Here is a 20,330-nt window from a genome sequence, read left to right on the forward strand (position 1 = left end):
GAGCAATCTCACCACCGATAGCTGACCTTTGTCATCACGGTTCGTCCCGCGCCGTAGTAACAGGCCACCGACGCTGCGCAGCCCGACACGTAATATTTGTCGAACAGATTGGTCGCGTTGACCGATGCAACCAATCCCTTGAACTGGGGACGGGTCGCACCGAGGTCGTAACTCGCCATGGCGTCGGCGACAGTGAACGCTGCGACCTGGAAGCTGTTCGCGGCGTCGCCATAGGTCTCGCCGACATAGCGGACGCCGCCGCCGAGCTTGAACCCGGCCAGCGTTCCGTTGTCGAAGAGATAGTCGGCCCAGAGCGAGGCCGAGTTGCGAGGAATCGAAACCGGCCACAGGCCCTGCGTCAGGAAGGTGCCGCCATAGATGCCGGGCGCCGTGGTGTTGCTCTTGGTGTTCCTGACGTCGAGATAGGTGTAGGCGGCGGCGAGGTTGAATTGCCGCGTCAGATTCACCTTCGCCTCGAGCTCGAAACCTTTCGATTCGACCTCTCCGGTCTGGACCACGAAGGCGGTGTTGTTCGGGTCCTTGGTCGTGACGTTCTGCTGCTTGATGTCGAACACCGCAGCCGTGAACAAGGCGGCCATGCCGGGCGGCTGGTATTTGATGCCGCCTTCGATCTGCTGGCCCGTCGTCGGCTTGAGTGGCGATTTGTCGGCGGTCATGCCAGCCGTCGCGCCGGTCGGCTGGAACGACTCGGAATAGCTCACATACGGCGCGATGCCGTTGTCGAACAGATAGGTCAGCCCGCCGCGGAAGCTCGGATGCTGGCCGTTCGGGACGTTCTGCGGCGTCCCGGTGTCCCGCGCCCTGGTCTCGTACCAGTCTTCGCGCGCGCCAAGGGTCAGCACGAAGCGGTCGAACTTCATCTGGTCCTGGGCGTAGATGCCATACTGCTGCTGGTTGGCATCGATGCGGCCGAGCAGCGGATTGACGATGTTGACGCCGTAGACCGGCGCGAACACGTTGATGGTAGGAACGCCGAAATTGAATCCATATTGCTGGACGAGGTCGCTCACCTGGCTGTCGCCGCCGACGATGATGCGATGGGATATCGGACCAGTGCGGACATCGGCCTGCATGAGACTGTCCGTCGTCAGCGCGCTGAGACTTTCCTTGTCGCCATAGCCATAGCGGAACAGGGTCTTGCGATCGGCCAGCAATCCGCTGCCGTAGAGCCAGGCGACGTCGCTGTCGACATGCATGTAGCGGACATTCTGGCGGAACTGGAACATGTCGTTGAAGCGGTGCTCGAACTGATATCCGATCGAGGCCTGCGTGATCGCGAACTTGTTGTAGTTGGGATCGCCGGGATTGAAGCTCCTGGGAATGACACCGTTGGGATTGGGCAGCGCCGTGCCGAAGGCGGGCAGGTTGTTGTAGAAGCCGGCGTGCGGATCGTTCTGGTAATTGGCGATGATGGTCAGCGACGTCGCAGCGTTCGGCCGCCAGGTCACGATCGGCTGGATCGCGACGCGCTGCTGTTTCGCATTGTCGACCTGCGTATCGGAGGTGAAGCCGAGGCCCGTGACGCGGTACAGCCACTTCTTCTCGGGATCGGCCGGGCCGCCAAAATCGAATCCGATCTGGCCGGTGTTGAAGGTGCCGCCCTGGATATCGACCTGCCGGAAGGTCTCTTCGGTCGGCCGCTTGCTGACCATGTTGACGAGACCGCCCGGAGGGCTCTGTCCGTAGAGTGTTGCGGAAGGACCGCGCAGCACGTCGACCTGCTCGAGGAAATAGGGATCGACCTGCGGGAAGCCGAACTCGCCGGACATGACGCGCAGGCCGTCGAGATATTGGTTGCCGCTCGGGCCGAAGCCGCGCACGTAGAGATAATCCAGCCGGCTGTTGATGCCGCGCGGCTCTGCGACGACGCCCGGGGAATAGCGGATCGCCTGGCGCAGGGTCTGGACGTTCTGCACGTCCATCTGCTCGCGCGTCACGGTGGATACTGATTGCGGAATTTCCAGCACCGGCGTCTGGGTCTTTGTCGCCGACGGCGTCTGCGTTGCCACGAAGCCCGTGGTGCCGTTGCCCTGAACATTGATGGTGTCGAGCTGGATGGCGCCGGCCACGGTCGCGCCGCCGGCGGCGCTCGCCGGCTGCGAGATCGCAACCGTCGTGGCGTTGGTGAAGCTGTAGGTGAGGCCGGTGCCCTGCAGGATCCGGCTTAGCGCCTGTGCCGGCGTTGCCGCTTCACTCAATCCCGGCGAGGTTTTCCCGGCCGCAACGGACGCCAGAAAAGTCACCTGCAATCCGGCCTGGCGACCGAATGCGGTCAGCGCGCGGCTCAACGGACCTGCGGGTACGGAGAACGATATTTGAGATTGGCCTTGTGCAGCCGCCGGTGTCACGCCGCCGACAAAGCCGGTCGCAACGATCGTGCTCATCATCAACGCGATGAGCGACGTCCGTCTCTTGCGAACGTGTTTGAAAGCCCCAGTCTCGTACCCCATCGACAGCCCCGTTTATTATCATTCTAAAAGGGCTGCATGCCTGAACGACGAGGCCGCAGTCCCATGAATGATACAAACGGGCGCGCTGCTTTTTCACCGGTTGAGACAAGTTTTTAGATCGGCGAGATCACCGTCAGGAACGACGAGACCTGCCGCACTTGCGCGCCGGTCGGATGCAGCACGGCTTCGAGCGCGCGCATCGGATGGGTCAGGTCGAAGACGCCGCTGACTTTCTGTGCACCGATGAAGGGATCGGCCATCACGATCCGGCCAGGAATCCAGCGGCCGATCCGTACAACGAGCGCGGAGACGGTATCCTGCTCCGCCACGATCAATCTGTCGCGCCACACCGCGATCTGGCCGGCCTCGCGGTTGCCGCGATCCACCTTGCGAGAGGACGGATCGAACGTCAGCCATTCCTTCGCATTCATCGGACCATCAGATGTGAAGGCCGGAGCGCGCAGCTCGACTGCGCCGCGCTCGACCGAGACGCTGAGAACGCCGGCATCGTCGAAAACCTCGAAGGCGGCGTCCCGCGCCGTCGACGTCAGGTTTTGCGCCGCGACGACGAAGGGCCGCTGCGCCTCGCGCGCAACCTCGAAAAACGCCATGCCCGACAGCAGTTCGAGGCGGCGTGCCACTGCATTGAAATCGAGCGCGAGTGCACTGACCGGTCCCAGCGTCGCGATGCTGCCGTCAGGCAGCTCGACGCGGCGTGTCTCGGCTTTGGCGGTCATGACGTCGGCGCGCGACCGGACCAGGACGTCCGGCAGCACGGCATAGCCGGCCGCGGCCGCACCGGCGCTCACGAGCCCGCCGATCACGAGGTTACGCCTGGACAAACCGAGGTTTTGCCGCCGTTCGCTGCGGCGTCTGGCTTCCAGAATCTTTCCGCTGGCGCCGTGGGCGCGTGCGACGCGGCTCCAGGCCTGCTGATGCGCCGGGCTGCGGGCACGCCAGGCGCGGATCATGTCCAGCACGACCTCGTTTTCGGGATCGTTCTGCAATCGGATGACGAGGTCGATGGCCTCGTCGAGCAGCCGCTGCTGGTCTGGCTCCGCGTCGTTCATCCGATCAAAGGTCCTTGGGCGGGGCGCCGGGCGGCGACCGCAGGGTCTTGCCTCCTCTTACTACAATCGAGCGGGACGAATTTTCGGTCGAGCGGGAAAGAATTCAGAGTTCGCCGACGCGCACCAGAAGATGCTGATAAGCCTCGCGAATCAGGGCCCAACTCCGGGTGGTCGAAATCCCCAGCTCCTGGGCGACCTCGGCGAGTGTGCGTTCGCCCAGCCGGTGCATTTCGAAGGCCCGCCGCGTCCGCGCCGGCAATTCGTCCAGCGCGTGCCTCGTCTGTTGCAGGCACTGGCGGGAATAGACGATGGCTTCGGGCGAGGGGGTGGGGTCGGGCACCCGCATCGCCTCGTCGCCGTCGACATCCATCGTCTCGATCAGTCGCTCACGCCGGCGATGATTGCTGCTGAGGCTGCGCGAGACCTGAAACAGATAGGCGCGCGGATTGGAGTTTGTCGCGTTTTCGGCTGGAGGCGTTGCGAGAACGCGCAGGAACGTGTCCTGCGTGAGATCGGCGGCCGTCTCGGGCGTGTGACCACGGCGGCGCAGGAAGCGATCGATTTCCCGGGCGTGGCGCGTGAAGAGCCTCTGGATGTTCCACATCGGTCGCGCCTTGCAATGGCGTTTTGCACCGAGCGGGGCACCCGAGCGACCCCGCCAAGCCATCATCAAGGCATAGTGGTTCTGAAATTTGCCTGCAACAGCAATGATCTAGACTCGTTCCAAGCTTGTTGCGCGGCGTCCGTCACACCCGCAGCACCTTGCCGGGATTCATGATATTCTCAGGATCGAGCGCACGCTTGATGGTGCGCATGATGTCGAGCTCGGTCTTCGAGCGGTAGTGACTGAGCTCGTCGAGCTTGTCGATGCCGATGCCGTGCTCCGCCGAGATCGAGCCGCCCATCGAGGTGATGAGATCGTTCACGGCCCGCGTAATGGCGGCGGTGTATTGGTCCAGCGTCTGCTGATCCATGCCTTGCGGTCCCATGAACGAGAAATGCAGATTGCCGTCGCCGATATGCCCCAAAGGGTAGGGGCGAATGCTCGGGAGGATATCGAGCACGGCCTTGAGCCCCTTGTCGATGAACTCGGGAATTCTGGAGATCGCCACCGACACGTCAAAGCTGAGCCCCGGTCCTTCGGCCCGCGATGCCGCGGCGGCACCCTCGCGGATGCGCCACATGTTGCGGGATTGACCGACCGAGTGTCCGATCGTCGCATCGAGCACGCGACCGGCCTCGAGCTGATCGGCGAGGAATTGCTCCATCTTCTCGGACATGCCCTCGGTGCCGTCCCGGCGCGGGCGTGCGGACGACCATTCGAGCAGCAGGTACCATGGCGTGTCCGCCTTCAACGGGTCCTGGACGCCGGGAATGTGGCGCAGGATCATGTCGATGGCGCCGCGGCTCATCAGCTCGCAGGAACCGACATTGTCCTCGGACGCCGCATGTGCGTCGGACAGGATCTCCAGCGCCGCACGGGGATCGCGGATCGCCAGCCACGCGGTGCAGACATCCTTGGGCGCCGGCCACAGCTTGAGGACGGCCTTGGTGATGATGCCGAGCGTGCCCTCGGCGCCCATGAAGAGGTGTTTCAAGTCATAGCCCGTGTTGTCCTTCTTCAGCGCGCGCAAGCCGTCCCAGACATCGCCATTGGGCAATACGACCTCGAGCCCCAGCACGAGATTGCGGGCATTGCCATAGCGCAGCACCTGCACGCCGCCGGCGTTGGTCGAGAGGTTGCCGCCGATCATGCACGAGCCCTGGGCCCCGAGGCTGAGCGGCAGGAACCTGTCGTGCTGGCTCGCGGTGTCCTGAAGCGTTTGGAGCACGCAGCCGGCCTCGACTGTCATGGAATAGCCGACGGGATCGACGTCGAGCACGCGGTTCATGCGGGCCAGCGACAGCACGATGCCGGTATGCGCGGGCCACGGCGTGGCGCCACCCATCAGGCCGGTGTTGCCGCCCTGCGGCACGATCGCGACGCCGTGCTCATGGCAGAGCCGGACCACCTTTGCGACCTCGTCGGTGCTGCCGGGGCGGACGACGGCGCCGGCACCGCCAACCAGCAAGCCGCGCCAGTCGGTCACGAACGGCTGCATGCCGTGCTCGTCCTCGATCAGACCCTTCTCGCCCACGATCGCACGCAACGCATCGCGCATCGGGGCGGTCAAGGGAGCGGTCGGGATGGTGGGGACGGAGGACGGGAAGGCAGCCGGCATCTTGTTTCCCCCTGGCGCATCTTGGTGTGCACTGCGCGCGCGAAGCGCTTGAGGCCATTGTCCACGTTTGTGCCGCGAAGTCTATCGGCAACACCAGGACAATGTCCCGCAACATTTCTCAACATCTTCGCCAACATCTTGCGGCTGTCGCGGTCTAGGAGGGGCCGGATTTCCATGGAGCAGGATTGGCGGAATGCGATTGAACTCTTGGGTGGTACGCCTCGGCGCAAGCGCGGCCTGCTGGGTGCTCGCAAGCATGAATCCGGTGTGCGCAGAGCCGGTGTTCGACAGCCTGGGCGGCACATGGTCGGGCACCGGCACGATGAAACCGTCGGACGGCCCGCGTGAAAAGGTCCGTTGCAAGGTGGCCTACAACATCACCAAGCCCGGACGTTCCGTGACCCTCGATCTGCGCTGTGCGAGCGACGCGTACAAGATGGTCCTGTCCGCAAACATCGATCAGAGCGGAACGGAGCTGTCGGGCAACTGGTTCGAGAGCGAGTACCGGCAGGGCGGCAAGGTCTACGGCACCAACAAGGACGGCTTGATCGAGGCGCGCATCGAAGGCAACACCGTGGCTGCGCTGGTGACGATCCAGACCAGGAGCAATCATCAGTCGTTCCTGATGGAAGCGCCGGGATCCTGGATGTCGGAGGTCGCGATCGAACTGAACAAGGACGCGAAGTAGACGCCAGCATCCTCGCGTCCGGGCGCAAATCAGTCCACGCGTTTCAATCGGCCGACGGCAGGCGCATTGATCGGCACCCCCTCGATGTCGAACATGGAGCCATGGCAGGGACAATCCCAGCACGTCTCGAAACTGTTCCAGTGGAGATGGCAGCCGACGTGACTGCACGCCGCGGAATTGAGGTGCAGCTCGCCGCGCTCGTCGCGGTAGGCGGCGATCTTGTCGAGGCCGCGACGAAGGATGGCGCCCTGTCCGCGTTTCAAATCGTCCACGGAGGAAATCTCTCCGGGCGCAATGTATTCGGCGAAGTTCTTGACCGCCGTGCTGTTCTCCATGACGAAGTTCTTCGCAGCCTTGAGGGGGACACGACCCGGCTCGTAGAGCTCCTGCCAGGGATGCGTCTCGCCCATGATCAGCGCCGTGTTCAGCATCGCTCCCGCGACGCCATGCGTCAGGCCTTGCCCGGAATCGCCCATGGCGATGTAGATGTTCTTGCAGCCTGGATCGCGTCCGATGAAGCCCGCATAATCGACGGTGTCGAGCACCTGACCCGACCAGCGGTGGGTCTCCTCGCCGAGGGCCGGGATCAACTCTCTTGCCCAGGCTTCCAGCCGGGCGAAGCGCTCGGCTGCGTCATCGGCCTGTCCGCTCTTGTGATCCTCGCCGCCGACCAGCAAATAGTCGAGCTTGTCCGCTCCGGGCTGGAGCCGCACATAGTGATAGGGCTCTTCGGTGTCCCAGTAGAGCGCATCGGGCAAGGCGCCACGCGGGATCGCGAATGCGATGACGTAAGTGCGGTAGGGCGCGGTCTTGGTGTGAATGGCGAAACGATCCGAGATCGACGAGTTGGTTGCGACGACGGCGTGCCGGGCCACGATCCGTCCGCGCGCGGTTTTGACCAGCACGCCGCCGCCGTCCTCGATGACCTCGTCGACCGGACTGTCCCGAAAAAACTGAACGCCGCGGTCATGGCAGGCCTTGGCGACGCCTGCGAGATATTTGAGCGGGTGGAAGGTGGCCTGACGCGGATAGCGCAGGACATGGCGATGCTCGCATCCGCTGAAGGGGACGCCGACCAGACGATGGACCGCGGCGCCGACCGCGCGCACGGCGTCCATCTCCTGGTCGATCACGTCCGCCGGCATGTCCCGGCCCTGGAACAGATAGCCGTCGAGCCTGCGGAAGTCGCAGTCGATCGCTTCCTGTTTCTGCACCGCCTCGATCCGGTCGACAGCGGCGGCCTGGCTTTCGCAAAACAGCCGGGTTGCCTCAATACCCTTGATCTTCGTCATCTCGCTGACCAGGTCGTCGCAGAGCGGCGCAAGATGCGCGGAGGTCCGAGACGTCATGCCGCCTGAGATGCGCCCGCGATCGATGACCATCACCGACTTGCCGCGCTTGCAAAGCTCATAGGCCGTCGAAATGCCGGCGATGCCGGAGCCGATCACGGCCACATCGCATTGGGCGTCGCCGCCCAGCGAACCCGCCGCGGGCATCACGAGGGTATCCATCCATAGGGAATTGCTGGTCATTTGGCCGCTCTCCGATCGAGGAGAACGCCATCTTCGCGGACGAGGTTCCTACGGCCGCTTCCACCGGGTGCGACATTCTGGCGGCGACCACCTTTGGGCACGAGGGGCGGCGGCGCCCTGCATCTGCCCCTCCGGAAGCCTCATGCCCCCCGATCTCGACGACCGTGTTTAAGCGACGTTAATGATGTCCTCTCGATTTGGCACATCCCGCTCTGTTGCGATCCCTGTTTCTGGATTGCCCGTAAGTGTTGATTAAGAAGGCCATATCCATATTCAGGCCAGTGACGGGTGGCGATCGGCTGCATCTATCTCGCTGTCTCCCCCGATCAAAAATGAATTCAGGGAAGTGTTTTCTGCCGCCACGACGGCAATCAGGATGAAGGTCATGCTCCGCCGGCTAATGCTCCGTTTCGCAAGGGACCGGAAGGCCAACATCGCCGTCATCTTCGCGCTCATGATGGTTCCGATCATCTTTCTGCTCGGCATGACGCTCGACTACACGCAGGCGGTGCGCAAGCGGGAGCAGTTGAACGCCGCCGCCGACGCGGCCGCGATCGCGGCCGTGAGGCCCGCGATGCTGACCCAGACCAACACCGATACCGTCAAGGCTACCGCGGCAGCCGTCTTTGCAGCGAAGGCAAATCTCGCCGGCTTGGTTGCGACGCCCACGCCGACGATCACCGTCACGGATTCCGGGCTCGCTCGGACCATCACGGTCGCTTACGCCGCGCAGTCCATCAACAACTTCCCCAGCGTCCTCGGCAAGCAGAACTGGGACGTCGCCGGCTCTGCGACGGCGAAGGCGTCGAGCGCGCCCAACATGAATTTCTACCTGCTGCTGGACGACTCGCCGTCGATGGCGATCGCGGCAACGCAGACCGACATCACCAACATGATCGCGGCCACGAAAAACCAGCCTTCGGGTTCGAAAAATTGCGCGTTCGCGTGCCATGAGACGAACCCCCAGAAGGACAGCGGCGCCAGTGCGTCGACCAAGGACAACCTCACGATCGCACGCGCGAGCAACATCACGCTCCGCATCGATCTCGTGCAGAATGCCGTCACGCAATTGCTCAAGGGACCGTGGACGTGCCCGCAATCGGGTGTGACGGGCGGCGTCATGCAGTGCATGTCGGCGCTCAACAACACCACCTACAAGGCGGCCCTCTACACCTTCGACTATGCCCTCAACACCATCCAGACGCTGACCACCCCGGACACCGCCGCCACCAAGATCGCCAACATCCAGCTCATGACGGTCGACCACCAGAATTGCATCATTACCGCCAGCAACGGCACCTGCGTCTACTCCACCGACTACGGCACGGATATCTCGGGCGGGCTCACGGGCGTCAACACTGTGATGCCTGCGCCGGGCACCGGCACCAATCAGGCGGGCGATACGCCGCAGGAAGTGGTCTTCCTCGTCACGGACGGCGTCGAAGACAAGCTGATGCCGAAGCCCGGCACCTGCGACGCGGCTGCCACCTATCCGCTTCCGACCGGCAGCAGCACGACCGTGCGCTGCCAGCAGGCGCTCGACACGTCGATCTGCACGACGATCAAGAATCGCGGCATTCGCATCGCGGTCCTCTACACCGAGTATCTGCAACTGACGACCGACAGCTGGTACAACAGCCGCATCGCGCAGTTCAACAATCCGTCCTCGTCCACGGGCACGATCGCGACGCGGCTGCAATCCTGCGCATCGCCCGGCCTGTATGCGAGCGTGCAGACGGGTGGCGACATTTCCACGGCGCTGACCAACCTGTTCATCAAGGTTGCGTCCAGCACGGCCAGCCTCGTGCAGTAGGGAAGGGGCCATGCTCGGATCAATCGCAACAACGAAGAGGCGCCGCAGCCGCTGCGCTGTGTTCGCTCGCGACAGCAGGGGCGCCACGGCGGTCGAGTTCGCGCTCGTCGCCGCGCCGTTCCTCGCGCTCATCATTGCGCTCATGCAGACGTTTCTGGTCTTCTTTGCCCAGCAAACGCTCGAATCCGTGGCGCGCCAATCAGCGCGCCTCGTCATGACCGGGCAGATTCAATCTGCGCAAATGAATCAGGCCGCTTTCAAGCAGAAGGTCTGCGACCAGATCGTGATCCTGTTCAATTGCAGCGGCATCATGGTCGACATGCAGGTCGCGACGTCATGGAGTTCCGCGAACACGGCCACGCCCAGCCTGACCTTCGATGGCTCGGGCAAAGTCACCAATACCTGGCAGTACGATCCGGGCGATGCCGGTGACATCGTCGTTCTCCGCGTCATGTATGTCTGGCCGGTGGTTCTCGGGCCGCTCGGTTTCAATCTCTCGAACCTCTCCAACGGCAACCGGCTGATGATGTCGTCCGCCGCGTTCCAGAACGAGCCAGGAGCCACCTGATGATCTCCGCCCTGACGTCCCGCGCCCGGCACTTCCTCGCCGATGTTCGCGGTATCGCGGCGACGGAGTTCGCCATCGTGACGCCGTTCATGCTGGTGCTCTATGTCGGCGGCGTCGAGCTCGGCAACGGGCTGGCGATGAACGTCAAGGTCAGCGCGACCGCGCACAGCGTTGCCGACATGATCTCGCAGAACACGGCGGTGACGTCCACCCAGATGGACGGCATTCTTGCGGCTGCCAGCTCCATCATGGCGCCGTATCCCGTCAAGAACGGCAGCACCTCCCTGATGACGATCACGGTCTCGGAAGTCTCGACCGACTCGACGGGCAAGGCGACGGTTCAATGGAGCAAGTCGACCAGCACGTCGGGGGCGAGAGCCGTCGGCCAGCAGATGACCCTGTCGTCCTTTACCGCGCCGGCCAGCACCACCAATGCCAATATCTCGCTGATCCTGAGCGAGGTGTCCTACGACTACGCACCCAATCTCGGCTTCACGATCGCCGGCACGGTGACGCTGAGCGACAGCTACTATCTGTTTCCGCGCTGCTCGACGAACAGCCCGGCCACGTCGAGCTTTCCCTATTACGACGTGAAATATCCGGCGGCGAAGACCTGCACATGCGTGCAGCATTTGCAGCAGAAGACCTGCTGATCGCCGATCACGACTGCGGCCGGCCGCGGTCAAGGCGACGCCAGGCGGCCGCGGTTCTGTCCATGGCTCGCGGGGTGAGCCGGGGCAGGTTCGGCATGGTGACATCATGCTCCTGTTTTGCCCGACGAGTCAAATTTCCTTCGGGAAAACGTAAGTCATTGATCCGCCACGCCCCGTCTACTGTGCATGGGGTTGTTTTCGAATTTATTGTCTGGAGCGCCCCAAAAATTACGCGCTCTCGGTCTCCCGGTGCACGTCGTGCACCACCAGACCCATGCCCTCGTCCGGCATCTTGATCCAGTCGCGGCGCTTCAGCGTGCGCTTGGTGTCTTCGTAGCCGCTGGTCCAGTGCTCGCGCATCGAGGTGCCCGAGAACTCGTGGTCCTTGGCGTCGCCCTCGTAGGCCTTCTGCTGATAGATCAGATGCAGGATCGCGATCTCCGGCATGCGGCGCAGGCTCGCCTTGAGGCTGCGGTCCTCGTCGGAGAGTTGCTCGTCCGGGACTTTCGTCAGCGCCTTGTAGACCAGGACCTTGAGATTGTGCGTGCGGCGGTAGACGTCGGTGTTGTGGCGCGTGCGCGAGGAATACATGATGTCCTTGTGGCGGGCCATCACGTCCTGGATCGAGCGCGGCAGCACGCCGCGTGCGCTGAACAGGTCGACCTGGAACACCAGCGAATTGAGCGCGTCCTCCTGGTCGAGCAGGTGCTGGAGCGGCGTGTTGGAGACGATGCCGCCGTCCCAGAAATGATCGGTGCCGATCCGCACCATCGGCAACGCCGGGGGCAGGGCGCCGGAGGCCATGATGTGCTCTGGCTCGATCTCGTCGTGCGAATTGTCGAAATAGATGAAGTTGCCTGACAGCACGTTCACGGCGCCGACCGCGAAGCGGACCTTCTTCTCGTTGATGAGATCGAAGTCGACGAGCTCGAGCAGGCTCTCCTTGAGCGGCATCGTGTCGTAATAGCTGGTCGCGGTCTTCGCGCCGACCGGGCTGAACCAGGGGTTCATCTGGTGCGGGGTGAAGAAGCCGGGCTGGCCCATCGCCGACGTCATCCACGAGCTGTAGAGGTTGCGCCACTGGCGGAAGACGTCGCCGTCGGGCGTGTAGTGCCAGATCTTGCGGTTGGTGATGCGCTCCCAGAAGATGCGCAGCGCCTCCAGCCGCCTCTCCGGCTTGTTGCCGGCGATGATGGCTGAATTGATCGCACCGATCGAAACACCGCAGACCCAGTCGGGCTCGATGCCGGCCTCGTGCAGGGCCTGATAGACGCCGGCCTGGTAGGCGCCGAGCGCACCGCCGCCTTGCAGTACCAGCGCGACGCGATCGCAGCGCTCGGGCCGCCAGCCCTTGGAAGGGGGCTGATGTGTCTGATGAGCGGATTGCGGCGTGCGGGCGTCCATGGGGATGTCTCCTGCGTAAGCCGAAACGATTGCGTCACGTGGTGACGGTGTGATGACAAGACGGGTGCCGATGCGTTGCCGGCGATGCAGACCGACGCGGCGGAAAGGCAGGAGGTCGTGTGCCTGACGGAAAACCTTCACATCGCAGTCAATGACGGCCGCTAGCAATTCCGGCCGAACGGGATCACAGGAGAGCCGCGATGCGCAGTGAAGACGTGCTGAGACTTCCGTCCATGCCGGCAGCCGGGCCGAGCTATCCAGCCGGGCCGTACCGCTTCGTCAACCGCGAATTCCTCGTCATCACCTACGAGACCGATCCGGAGCTGATCCGCGCCGGCCTGCCCGAGCCGCTGGAGCCAATCGACCAGCCGATCGTGCATTACGAATGGATCAAGATGCCGGACTCCTCCGGCTTCGGCAGCTACACCGAGTCCGGCCTCGTCATCCCCGCGCGCCTGCACGGCGAGGACGTCAATTTCGTCTCGCAGATGTATCTGGACGACGATCCGCCGATCGCCGCCGGCCGCGAGATCTGGGGATTTCCCAAGAAATACGCCCATCCCAAGCTCGAGATCGTCAAGGACACCCTGACGGGCACGCTGGAATATGCGGGCCAGCAAGTCGCCATGGGCACGATGGGCTACAAGCACGAGAGCATGGCCGGCAACGGCGATCTCACCCGCGCCACGCTGTCGAAGACGCAGATCAATCTGAAGATGATTCCCGGTGTCGACGGCCGGCTCGAGATCTGCCAGCTGGTCGCGATCAACCTCGTCGACATCGTGCCGAAAGGCTCCTGGATGGGGCCGGGCCGGCTGCATCTGGTGCCGCACGTCAATGCGCCGGTCGCCGATTTCCCGGTTCGCCGCTGCCTCGGTGCGCACCATTATATCGCCGACCTGACGCTCCCGTTCGGCCGCGTCGTGCACGACTATGTCAAGGAAGCGGAAGCCGTGGCGGCGACGGGGATGGCGGCGGAGTAGGGCGCCATCATGAAACTGTAACAAAGCCGTAATTGAGTACCCGAATGGATCTGGAAGGCGCTGTCGGCCGCCTTCCGGATTGGGGATGTGTTGACGGGTGGGGTGGCCATGGCTGAAGCGGCAAAGCTTGTCAGCACGATAGCGAATGCCGAGTCCGCCATTCCCGGCCTCGTCTGGGCGTTTCGCCTGCACGCCGACGGCAGCGCCGAGCCGCTTCCGATCGACCAGCCGATCGAGTTCAGCCATGACGGCCGGCTCTGGCTGCATTTCAACCTGACCGATGCGCGCGTACGCCCGTGGATCGCGGGATCGACGTTGCCGCCGCTCGCGCGCGAGCTGCTGCTGTCGAACGACACGTTCCAGCAGCTTCACGTCATCGACCACTGCGTTTACGGCGTGTTCTCCGATCTCGTGCGCGACATCGACAGCGCGACGGAGGAGACCGCGTTTCTCAGTTTCGCCATGACCGAGCACCTCCTCGTCAGCGGCCGGCACCAGGCGCTGTGCTCGGCGGACGCGACGCGGCGCGTGCTCGAAGGCGGCTACCGCGTCGACAATGTCGCCCATCTCCTGGAAAAGATCGTCGACGAGGTCGCCGACACCTTGGATCGCATGGCCGACAATCTCGGCCAGGAGATCGACTGCATCGAGGAACGGATTTTGGCCGACGACGCCCAGCCGGAGATGCGCCGCAATCTCGGCCGTCTCCGCCGCACCTGCGTCCGGCTGCATCGCCAGCTCACAGGCCTGCGCGTGCTGTTCCATCGCCTGGACCAGAAGAACACGGACCATCTCTCATCCGCCTTGCGCATCCACGCCGGCAAGCTGGCGCAGCGGCTCGACGGGCTCGACCACGACATCGTCGAACTGCGCGAGCGCAGCCGCCTGCTTGAGGAGGAGCTGCGCTTCAAGAACGAGGAGGAGAGCAACCGCCACCTCCACACGCTCTCCATCGTGACCTCGCTGCTGCTGCCGCCGACCCTGATCACCGGCATTTTTGGTATGAACACGAAAGGCCTGCCGCTCACCGATGTGGAGAGCGGATTTCTCGTGGCAGCGCTGTTGATGGCGTCGTCAGTTGGTGCGGCCTATCTGTTCATGCGGCGTACGGGCATTTTCAAGAAATAGCGTGCGCCGATCGTGAGTTCGATTGCCCAAAAATCTCTGGCGACCGCGATCGTGCTGGCGTCCATGGTGGCGAGCACGAGCACATTCGCCGGCGCCAAGGACGAGAGCGCGGCCGAATGGCTGGCGCCAAAATGGTTCAACGAATGGCATGACGGCCTCGCCAACAAGGGCCTGAATTTCGGTGCCACCTACATCGCCGACAACATCGCCAACGTTTCCGGCGGCGTGAAGCGCGGTGCCATCCATTTCGGCCGGCTCGATCTGTCGGTCGATGCCGATCTCGACAAGCTGGTCGGCTGGACCGGCGGCCGCTTCTACGCCAATGCGTTCGTGATCTACGGCCAGGGGCTGTCCCGCAACTACGTCATGAATCTCGCCACCATCAGCGAGATCGAGGCGCTGCCGGACCAGCGGCTCTACAACGCCTATTTCGAGCAGAGCTTCTTTGGCGACCGCCTCAACATCAGGGCCGGCCAGCAGGCCGCCGACGTCGAGTTCTTCGACAGCCAGACTGACGACCTCTTCATCAACGGCACGTTCGGCTGGCCGGCGATCAAGGCGAGCAATTTGCCGGCCGGCGGCCCGGCGCCGCCGATCGCGGTGCCCGGCATTCGCATCAAGGCGGCGCTGACCGACAAGATCACCGCGTTCGGTGCGGTGTTCAATGGCGATCCCTCGGGGCCCGGCGATCAGGACCCGCAGCTCCGCGACCATCATGGTCTCGCCTTCCGTGTCAACGATCCGCCGTGGGTGATCGGGCAAGTCCGCTTCAACTACGACATCGATATCGGCGGCCGTTCGCTCGCCGGCAATTTCACGCCGGGCGCCTGGAAGCATTATGGCTCGTTCGACAGCCAGCGCTTTACGACGGACGGCCAATCGATCGCCGACCCAGGCGGCACCGGAATTCCCGCGAAGCTCAAAGGCAATTACGGCATCTTCGCCGTGATCGAGCAGGTGCTGTACCGCCCGCCGGAGGTGAAGGACAACAGCACCTCGGCCTCGATCCCGGGCATCACCGCGTTCGGCCGCATCGCCTACAGCCCGCCGGATCGCAATCTGATCGACCTCTATCTCGACGGCGGCATCGGCTTCGTCGGCTTCACGCCGGGCCGCCCGCTCGACCGCTTCGGCGTGGCGATGGCCTATATGCGGATATCGAACACCGCGCGCAGTCTCGACGTCGACACGAATGTCTACACCGGCATCCAGGGTCCGGTGCGCAGCAACGAGACGCTGATCGAGATGATCTACGAGGCGCACATCAAGCCGGGCTGGCTGATCGCGCCTTACTTCCAGTATGTGCTCCGCCCCTCAGGCGGCATTCCGACCCCGAACGATCCGACCGGTGTCTCGCGGATCGGTGACGCCGCAGTGTTCGGCGTCACCTCCACGATCAGGTATTAGGCCATTGCCGGCTTCGGCTCGGCCTTGGGCTGCCGCGACAGCGCCAGCACGATCAGCGCGGCGAACACGCAGAGCGCGCCGGCGATGAAGAACGCGGGCAGATAGCTCTCATAGACCGTCCGCGAGAAGCCGGCGCCGAACGCGGCGGTGCCGGCGCCGAGCTGATGGCCGGCAAAGATCCAGCCGAACACCAGATTGGCACGCTCGGGGCCGAACTTCTGCGCCGTGAGGCGCACCGTCGGCGGCACCGTGGCGATCCAGTCGAGCCCGTAGAACATCGCGAAGATCGAGAGCCCATAGAACGAGAAGTCGCTGAAGGGGAGGAAGATCAGCGAGAGCCCGCGCAGGCCGTAATACCAGAACAGCAGATAGCGGTTGTCGTAGCGGTCCGACAGCCAGCCCGACATGATGGTGCCGAAGAAATCGAAGATGCCCATCGCAGCGAGCAGGCTTGCGGCCTGCACTTGCGGGATGCCGAAATCGAGGCACATCGGGATCAGATGCACCTGGACGAGGCCGTTGGTCGAGGCGCCGCAGACGAAGAAGGTCGCAAACAGGATCCAGAACGCGCGCGACTTCGAGGCGTCGCGCAGCGTGCCGAGTGCTACGCCGGTGATCGAGCCGTGGCTGACCGGCGGGGCGGGCAGGGGTGTGGTGCCTTCGTCGCCGAAGGGACGTAAGCCCACATCGCTCGGGCGATCGCGCATCACGAGCAGGACGCCCAGTGCGGAGACGCAAAGCGCGATGCAGACAAAGCCGAGCGCGAGTCGCCAGCCGTAGCGTTCGGTCAGGCTTGCGAGCAGCGGCAGGAACACCAGCTGGCCCGTGGCGACGCTTGCGGTCAAAATGCCGACGACGAGGCCGCGCCGCGCGGCAAACCAGCGCGTCGCAATGGTGGCACCCAGCACCAGCGCGGTCATGCCGGTGCCCAGGCCGATCACCACGCCCCAGAGCAGGACGAGCTGCCAGACCTGCGTCATGCCGAGCGAGGCCACCAGCCCCGAGACGACGATGAGCTGCGCCAGCAGCGTGACGTTACGCAGGCCGTAGCGGTTCAGCAGCGCGGCCGCGAACGGCGCCATCAACCCGAACAGGATGAAGCGGATCGACAGTGCAGACGAGATCTCCGCCGTGCTCCAGCCGAACTCCTTCTGAAGGGGCACGATGAACACGCCCGGCGCACCGACCGTGCCGGCGCTAATCAATGCGGTGAGAAAGGTCACGCCGACCATCACCCAGCCGTAGTGGATATTGCGGCGGCCGAGCGCTGCCGCGAGCCAGTTCGAAATCATTGGGCCTCAATCTTGAAGGGCGGGTCGCAAGCGACTCTGCGCGAGTTTATAGAATGACACAGGGGATGCCTGTCGGAAATGACAGAGTTCCCTCATTTACGGACTTCCAGGTCAATGCGCGAGACGCTCCACCGCGATGGCCGTGGCTTCACCCCCGCCGATGCAGAGCGCCGCAACGCCGCGCTTGAGGTTGTTGGCCTCGAGCGCGTGTAGCAGCGTCACGATCAGGCGTGCGCCGGTGGCGCCGATGGGATGGCCGAGCGCGCAGGCACCGCCGTTGATGTTGAGCTTGTCGCGGGGAATGCCGAGATCGCGTTGCGCCGCCATTGCGACGACGGCGAAGGCTTCGTTGATCTCGAACAGGTCGACATCGCCGGCGCTCCAGCCGACCTTGTCGAGCAGCTTGCGGATCGCCGGGATCGGTGCGGTGGTGAACCATTGCGGCTCCTGGCTGTGCGTGGCGTGGCCCTTGATCTCGGCGATGGCAGCCAGGCCATTGCGATCGGCCAGCGACCGCCTGGTCAGCACCAGCGCGGCGGCGCCGTCGGCGTTGGCGGAGGAGGCGGCCGGCGTGATCGTGCCGTTGGCCCGGAACGCCGCTTTCAGGCCGGGAATCTTTGCGGGATCGACCTTCAGCGGATGCTCGTCATTGGCGATGACGCGAGGACCTGCTTTCTCGGTCAGCGTGATCGGCGCGATCTCGGCTCTGAACGCGCCGCCCTCGACCGCCTTGCGGGCGCGGCTCAGCGTTTCCATCGCGTAGGCGTCCTGGTCCTTGCGGGTGAACTGATAGGCCTCCGCGGTAGCCTCGCCGAAATCACCCATGGAGCGGCCGGTCTCGTAGGCGTCCTCCAGACCGTCCATCATCATGTGGTCGATGATGCGGTCATGGCCGACGCGATAGCCGCCACGTGCTTTGGCGAGGAGATAGGGCGCGTTGCTCATGCTCTCCATGCCGCCGGAGACGACGATCTCGGCAGAGCCCGCGCGAATGATGTCGTGGGCCAGCATGGTCGCTTTCATGCCGGAGCCGCAGACCTTGTTCACGGTGGTGGCGCCGGTCGCATCGGGCAGACCTGCCGCGCGCGCCGCCTGGCGCGCGGGTGCCTGGCCCTGGCCGGCCGGCAGCACGCAGCCCATGAAGACCTCGTCGACCTTCTCAGGCGAGAGTTTTGCGCGCTCCAGCGCAGCTCCGATCACATGCGATCCGAGCTTGTGCGCGGGGAGGGGCGAGAGCTCGCCCATGAAGCGGCCAAGCGGGGTGCGGGCGGCGGAGACGATGACGACGGGATCGGCGGCTTCGGCCATGACAAAACTCCCTGCGATGACGGTAAGATTATGGTCATCATATGATGCGCTGCAAAAAATGCAACCGCGCCAGGGATGAGATAATGTCGTGGGTCGGATGAGATTTGGTCGTTCGATCGGAGGAAGTGACGTGACGATGGGAACGAAGGTGCCTCCCCAATGACGGTGTCATGCCCCGCCTAGTGCGCAGTTGCGCACTGGGGCGGGGCATCCAGTACGCCGCGGCCTCTCCGTATCCACGCATGGCCTCTGGAATACTGGATCGCCCGCCTTCGCGGGCGATGACAGCGTCATGCGGAACGATCGCGCACCCCGTCCAGCGCCTACCGCTTCCGGTTCACAAACGCGCCCATCAGCCGCGTGGGCTCGTCCGTCAGGAACGACTCTCCGAACACCTTGACGCTGAGGTTCACCGATTCCGTCAGCGGCAGTTCCTCCCATTGCCGCAGCAGTGCCTTCTGCGAGCGCAGCGCTTCGGGGCCGCATTCGAGCAGCGCGGTCACGAGATGCTCGACGGCCGCGTCCAGGTCGCCTTCCGGCGCGACCTTGTCGACGAGTCCCCAGGCGAGCGCCGTCGGCGCATCGATGTTCTCCGCTGTCATCACCAGCCAGCGCGCGCGGGCCCAGCCGATCAGGCGCGGCAGCAATGCTGCATGGATCACCGAGGGGATGCCGACGCGCACTTCGGGCATGCCGAAATGCGCATCATGCGCGGCGATGCGGAAGTCGCAGGCGGCCGCCACTTCGAGCCCGCCGCCGAGGCACCAGCCGGGCATGCGCGCGATCACGGGGGCAGGGAACTGGCGCACGGCCTCGCAGAGATCGCGCAGGCGGCTGATGAAGGCTTCGGCCGATGTCTGGTCGAGCTTGGCCATCTCCTTGATGTCGGCGCCGCCGATCATGCTCTTCTCGCTCTGGCCGCGCAGCACCACGACGCGGATGCTGCGGTCCGAGCTCAGCTGCTGCAAGCCCTCACGCACCGCGTCGGTCACGGGCGAGCCCAGAATATTCAGCGATCCGGCATTGCAGATCGCGACATGAACGACGCCGCGGGCATCGCGGGTCACGCCGCAGTGATTGTTGAGCATTTCCATCGGGGATCTCGAAGATTTCGTGGACAGGCGCGAGGCGCGCCCGTCGTCTCACTTCCGGGCCGAAATGCTCCGCTTGTCAAGCCGACCGGCGAAGCGGAGTTGCCAGCGCGAAGTCCGCAGCATAGTATGACGAATATCATTCAAAGAGGCCGCCATGACCGACAACGATCAGCTCGACCTGTTTTCGCCCGCACAGCGGCGCGAGCGCGTGGTGGACTGGCAGGTGCCCGCGCCGGTTGCGAAAGCGGCGATGAAGCTGTCCGGGATGGACGCCATGCTCGGTATCCGCGACGGCCTCCTGCCGCCGCCGCCCTTCGCCAAGCTGATTGGCTTCACCATGGCCGTGGTCGAGCCGGGCCGGATCGTGATGGAGTTGGAGCCGCGCGAGGATCTCGAAAATACCATTGGTCTCCTGCACGGGGCGACCGCGGCGGCGCTGATCGACACCGCCATGGGCTGTGCGATTTCGACGCGGCTGGAGGCGGGGCAGTCGTCCGTGACGCTCGACCTGAAGATGACCTTCCTGCGCCCATTGTCGGTTTGTTCCGGACTGGTCTCGGCGGAGGGTAAAATCATCAAGCTGGGGCGCCAGACCAGCTACACCGAGGGTTTCGTCCGCGACGGCAAGGGCGCGCTCGCAGTCCATGCAACTGCAACCTTCTCGATGATCGGCAATGTCTTAACATGAATTAATGCA

The 20,330-nt window shown here is 64.1% G+C and carries 17 protein-coding genes; 8 read left to right on the top strand and 9 right to left on the bottom strand.

All coding sequences use genetic code 11. The features are described from left to right. Window positions 1-8: 8 nt before the first annotated feature. The 4 genes from AB7532_RS14500 to AB7532_RS14515 all read right to left on the bottom strand — a co-directional run bounded on the left by AB7532_RS14500 (window position 9) and on the right by AB7532_RS14515 (window position 5,763). Complete coding sequence (locus tag AB7532_RS14500) at window positions 9-2,405, bottom strand: TonB-dependent siderophore receptor (RefSeq protein ID WP_441235452.1); 2,397 nt, start codon at window positions 2,403-2,405, stop codon at window positions 9-11. 179 nt (window positions 2,406-2,584) lie between these two features. Continuing rightward, complete coding sequence (locus AB7532_RS14505; RefSeq protein WP_441235453.1) at window positions 2,585-3,541, bottom strand: FecR family protein; 957 nt, start codon at window positions 3,539-3,541, stop codon at window positions 2,585-2,587. Between the two features lie 103 nt (window positions 3,542-3,644). After that, complete coding sequence (locus AB7532_RS14510) at window positions 3,645-4,145, bottom strand: sigma-70 family RNA polymerase sigma factor (RefSeq protein ID WP_441235454.1); 501 nt, start codon at window positions 4,143-4,145, stop codon at window positions 3,645-3,647. A 142-nt stretch (window positions 4,146-4,287) separates the two neighbouring features. Further along, a complete protein-coding gene (locus AB7532_RS14515) occupies window positions 4,288-5,763 on the bottom strand; it encodes an FAD-binding oxidoreductase (RefSeq protein ID WP_441235455.1) in 1,476 nt (491 codons plus the stop codon). Window positions 5,764-5,956: 193 nt separating this feature from the next. Here AB7532_RS14515 and AB7532_RS14520 point away from each other — a divergent pair, with 193 nt between their 5' ends. Next, a complete protein-coding gene (locus tag AB7532_RS14520) occupies window positions 5,957-6,451 on the top strand; it encodes a hypothetical protein (protein ID WP_441235456.1) in 495 nt (164 codons plus the stop codon). Between the two features lie 29 nt (window positions 6,452-6,480). On the opposite strand, the gene AB7532_RS14525 is transcribed toward AB7532_RS14520, so the two are convergent. Next, window positions 6,481-7,983: an FAD-dependent oxidoreductase gene (locus AB7532_RS14525; RefSeq protein ID WP_441235457.1), complete on the bottom strand. Its 1,503-nt coding sequence runs from the start codon at window positions 7,981-7,983 to the stop codon at window positions 6,481-6,483. 385 nt (window positions 7,984-8,368) lie between these two features. On the opposite strand from AB7532_RS14525, the gene AB7532_RS14530 reads away from it, so the two are divergent. From AB7532_RS14530 to AB7532_RS14540, 3 genes are read left to right on the top strand one after another with little or no spacing between them, the layout of a single operon-like run. Next, window positions 8,369-9,796: a TadE/TadG family type IV pilus assembly protein gene (locus AB7532_RS14530; RefSeq protein WP_441235458.1), complete on the top strand. Its 1,428-nt coding sequence runs from the start codon at window positions 8,369-8,371 to the stop codon at window positions 9,794-9,796. Window positions 9,797-9,806: 10 nt separating this feature from the next. Next, window positions 9,807-10,364: a TadE/TadG family type IV pilus assembly protein gene (locus AB7532_RS14535; protein WP_441235459.1), complete on the top strand. Its 558-nt coding sequence runs from the start codon at window positions 9,807-9,809 to the stop codon at window positions 10,362-10,364. Beyond that, the gene (locus AB7532_RS14540; RefSeq protein WP_441235460.1) at window positions 10,364-11,017 is read left to right on the top strand and encodes a TadE/TadG family type IV pilus assembly protein; all 654 of its coding nucleotides are present in this window, start codon (window positions 10,364-10,366) and stop codon (window positions 11,015-11,017) included. Before AB7532_RS14535 ends, AB7532_RS14540 begins: the two co-directional genes overlap by 1 nt. 228 nt (window positions 11,018-11,245) lie before the next feature. Here AB7532_RS14540 and AB7532_RS14545 read toward each other — a convergent pair whose 3' ends face one another. Further along, entirely contained in the window at window positions 11,246-12,421 is a 1,176-nt protein-coding gene (locus AB7532_RS14545) for a patatin-like phospholipase family protein (RefSeq protein ID WP_441235461.1), read from the bottom strand. 200 nt (window positions 12,422-12,621) lie between these two features. On the opposite strand from AB7532_RS14545, the gene AB7532_RS14550 reads away from it, so the two are divergent. From AB7532_RS14550 to AB7532_RS14560, 3 genes are all read left to right on the top strand, one after another. After that, entirely contained in the window at window positions 12,622-13,404 is a 783-nt protein-coding gene (locus AB7532_RS14550; protein ID WP_441235462.1) for an acetoacetate decarboxylase, read from the top strand. Window positions 13,405-13,512: 108 nt separating this feature from the next. Then, entirely contained in the window at window positions 13,513-14,532 is a 1,020-nt protein-coding gene (locus tag AB7532_RS14555) for a transporter (protein WP_441235463.1), read from the top strand. Window positions 14,533-14,595: 63 nt separating this feature from the next. Continuing rightward, window positions 14,596-15,939: a carbohydrate porin gene (locus tag AB7532_RS14560; RefSeq protein ID WP_441239280.1), complete on the top strand. Its 1,344-nt coding sequence runs from the start codon at window positions 14,596-14,598 to the stop codon at window positions 15,937-15,939. Here AB7532_RS14560 and AB7532_RS14565 read toward each other — a convergent pair. The 3 genes from AB7532_RS14565 to AB7532_RS14575 all read right to left on the bottom strand — a co-directional run bounded on the left by AB7532_RS14565 (window position 15,936) and on the right by AB7532_RS14575 (window position 19,633). Next, window positions 15,936-17,231 carry an MFS transporter gene (locus tag AB7532_RS14565; protein WP_441235464.1) on the bottom strand — a complete coding sequence of 432 codons (1,296 nt, stop codon included), beginning with the start codon at window positions 17,229-17,231 and terminating at the stop codon, window positions 15,936-15,938. The genes AB7532_RS14560 and AB7532_RS14565 overlap by 4 nt on opposite strands. A 111-nt stretch (window positions 17,232-17,342) precedes the next feature. Further along, complete coding sequence (locus AB7532_RS14570) at window positions 17,343-18,539, bottom strand: acetyl-CoA C-acyltransferase (RefSeq protein ID WP_441235465.1); 1,197 nt, start codon at window positions 18,537-18,539, stop codon at window positions 17,343-17,345. 323 nt (window positions 18,540-18,862) lie between these two features. Further along, window positions 18,863-19,633 (bottom strand): enoyl-CoA hydratase, encoded by a 771-nt coding sequence (locus AB7532_RS14575; RefSeq protein WP_441235466.1) that lies wholly within the window; start codon window positions 19,631-19,633, stop codon window positions 18,863-18,865. A 154-nt stretch (window positions 19,634-19,787) separates the two neighbouring features. Here AB7532_RS14575 and AB7532_RS14580 point away from each other — a divergent pair, with 154 nt between their 5' ends. After that, window positions 19,788-20,321: a PaaI family thioesterase gene (locus tag AB7532_RS14580; protein ID WP_441235467.1), complete on the top strand. Its 534-nt coding sequence runs from the start codon at window positions 19,788-19,790 to the stop codon at window positions 20,319-20,321. Window positions 20,322-20,330: the final 9 nt, after the last annotated feature.

This window comes from Bradyrhizobium sp. 930_D9_N1_4 (genome assembly GCF_052076015.1).
Classification (GTDB): domain Bacteria; phylum Pseudomonadota; class Alphaproteobacteria; order Rhizobiales; family Xanthobacteraceae; genus Bradyrhizobium.

What these genes read in the sequence shown, in the direction of transcription:
- AB7532_RS14500 (WP_441235452.1), bottom strand. Translation starts at nt 2,405, where the DNA reads ATGAGCACGATCGTTGCGACCGGCTTTGTCGGCGGCGTGACACCGGCG.
- AB7532_RS14505 (WP_441235453.1), bottom strand. Translation starts at nt 3,541, where the DNA reads ATGAACGACGCGGAGCCAGACCAGCAGCGGCTGCTCGACGAGGCCATC.
- AB7532_RS14560 (WP_441239280.1), top strand. Translation starts at nt 14,596, where the DNA reads ATGGTGGCGAGCACGAGCACATTCGCCGGCGCCAAGGACGAGAGCGCG.
- AB7532_RS14575 (WP_441235466.1), bottom strand. Translation starts at nt 19,633, where the DNA reads ATGGAAATGCTCAACAATCACTGCGGCGTGACCCGCGATGCCCGCGGC.
- AB7532_RS14565 (WP_441235464.1), bottom strand. Translation starts at nt 17,231, where the DNA reads ATGATTTCGAACTGGCTCGCGGCAGCGCTCGGCCGCCGCAATATCCAC.
- AB7532_RS14540 (WP_441235460.1), top strand. Translation starts at nt 10,364, where the DNA reads ATGATCTCCGCCCTGACGTCCCGCGCCCGGCACTTCCTCGCCGATGTT.
- AB7532_RS14525 (WP_441235457.1), bottom strand. Translation starts at nt 7,983, where the DNA reads ATGACCAGCAATTCCCTATGGATGGATACCCTCGTGATGCCCGCGGCG.
- AB7532_RS14580 (WP_441235467.1), top strand. Translation starts at nt 19,788, where the DNA reads ATGACCGACAACGATCAGCTCGACCTGTTTTCGCCCGCACAGCGGCGC.
- AB7532_RS14545 (WP_441235461.1), bottom strand. Translation starts at nt 12,421, where the DNA reads ATGGACGCCCGCACGCCGCAATCCGCTCATCAGACACATCAGCCCCCT.
- AB7532_RS14510 (WP_441235454.1), bottom strand. Translation starts at nt 4,145, where the DNA reads ATGTGGAACATCCAGAGGCTCTTCACGCGCCACGCCCGGGAAATCGAT.
- AB7532_RS14515 (WP_441235455.1), bottom strand. Translation starts at nt 5,763, where the DNA reads ATGCCGGCTGCCTTCCCGTCCTCCGTCCCCACCATCCCGACCGCTCCC.
- AB7532_RS14555 (WP_441235463.1), top strand. Translation starts at nt 13,513, where the DNA reads ATGGCTGAAGCGGCAAAGCTTGTCAGCACGATAGCGAATGCCGAGTCC.
- AB7532_RS14570 (WP_441235465.1), bottom strand. Translation starts at nt 18,539, where the DNA reads ATGGCCGAAGCCGCCGATCCCGTCGTCATCGTCTCCGCCGCCCGCACC.
- AB7532_RS14535 (WP_441235459.1), top strand. Translation starts at nt 9,807, where the DNA reads ATGCTCGGATCAATCGCAACAACGAAGAGGCGCCGCAGCCGCTGCGCT.
- AB7532_RS14530 (WP_441235458.1), top strand. Translation starts at nt 8,369, where the DNA reads ATGCTCCGCCGGCTAATGCTCCGTTTCGCAAGGGACCGGAAGGCCAAC.
- AB7532_RS14550 (WP_441235462.1), top strand. Translation starts at nt 12,622, where the DNA reads ATGCGCAGTGAAGACGTGCTGAGACTTCCGTCCATGCCGGCAGCCGGG.
- AB7532_RS14520 (WP_441235456.1), top strand. Translation starts at nt 5,957, where the DNA reads ATGCGATTGAACTCTTGGGTGGTACGCCTCGGCGCAAGCGCGGCCTGC.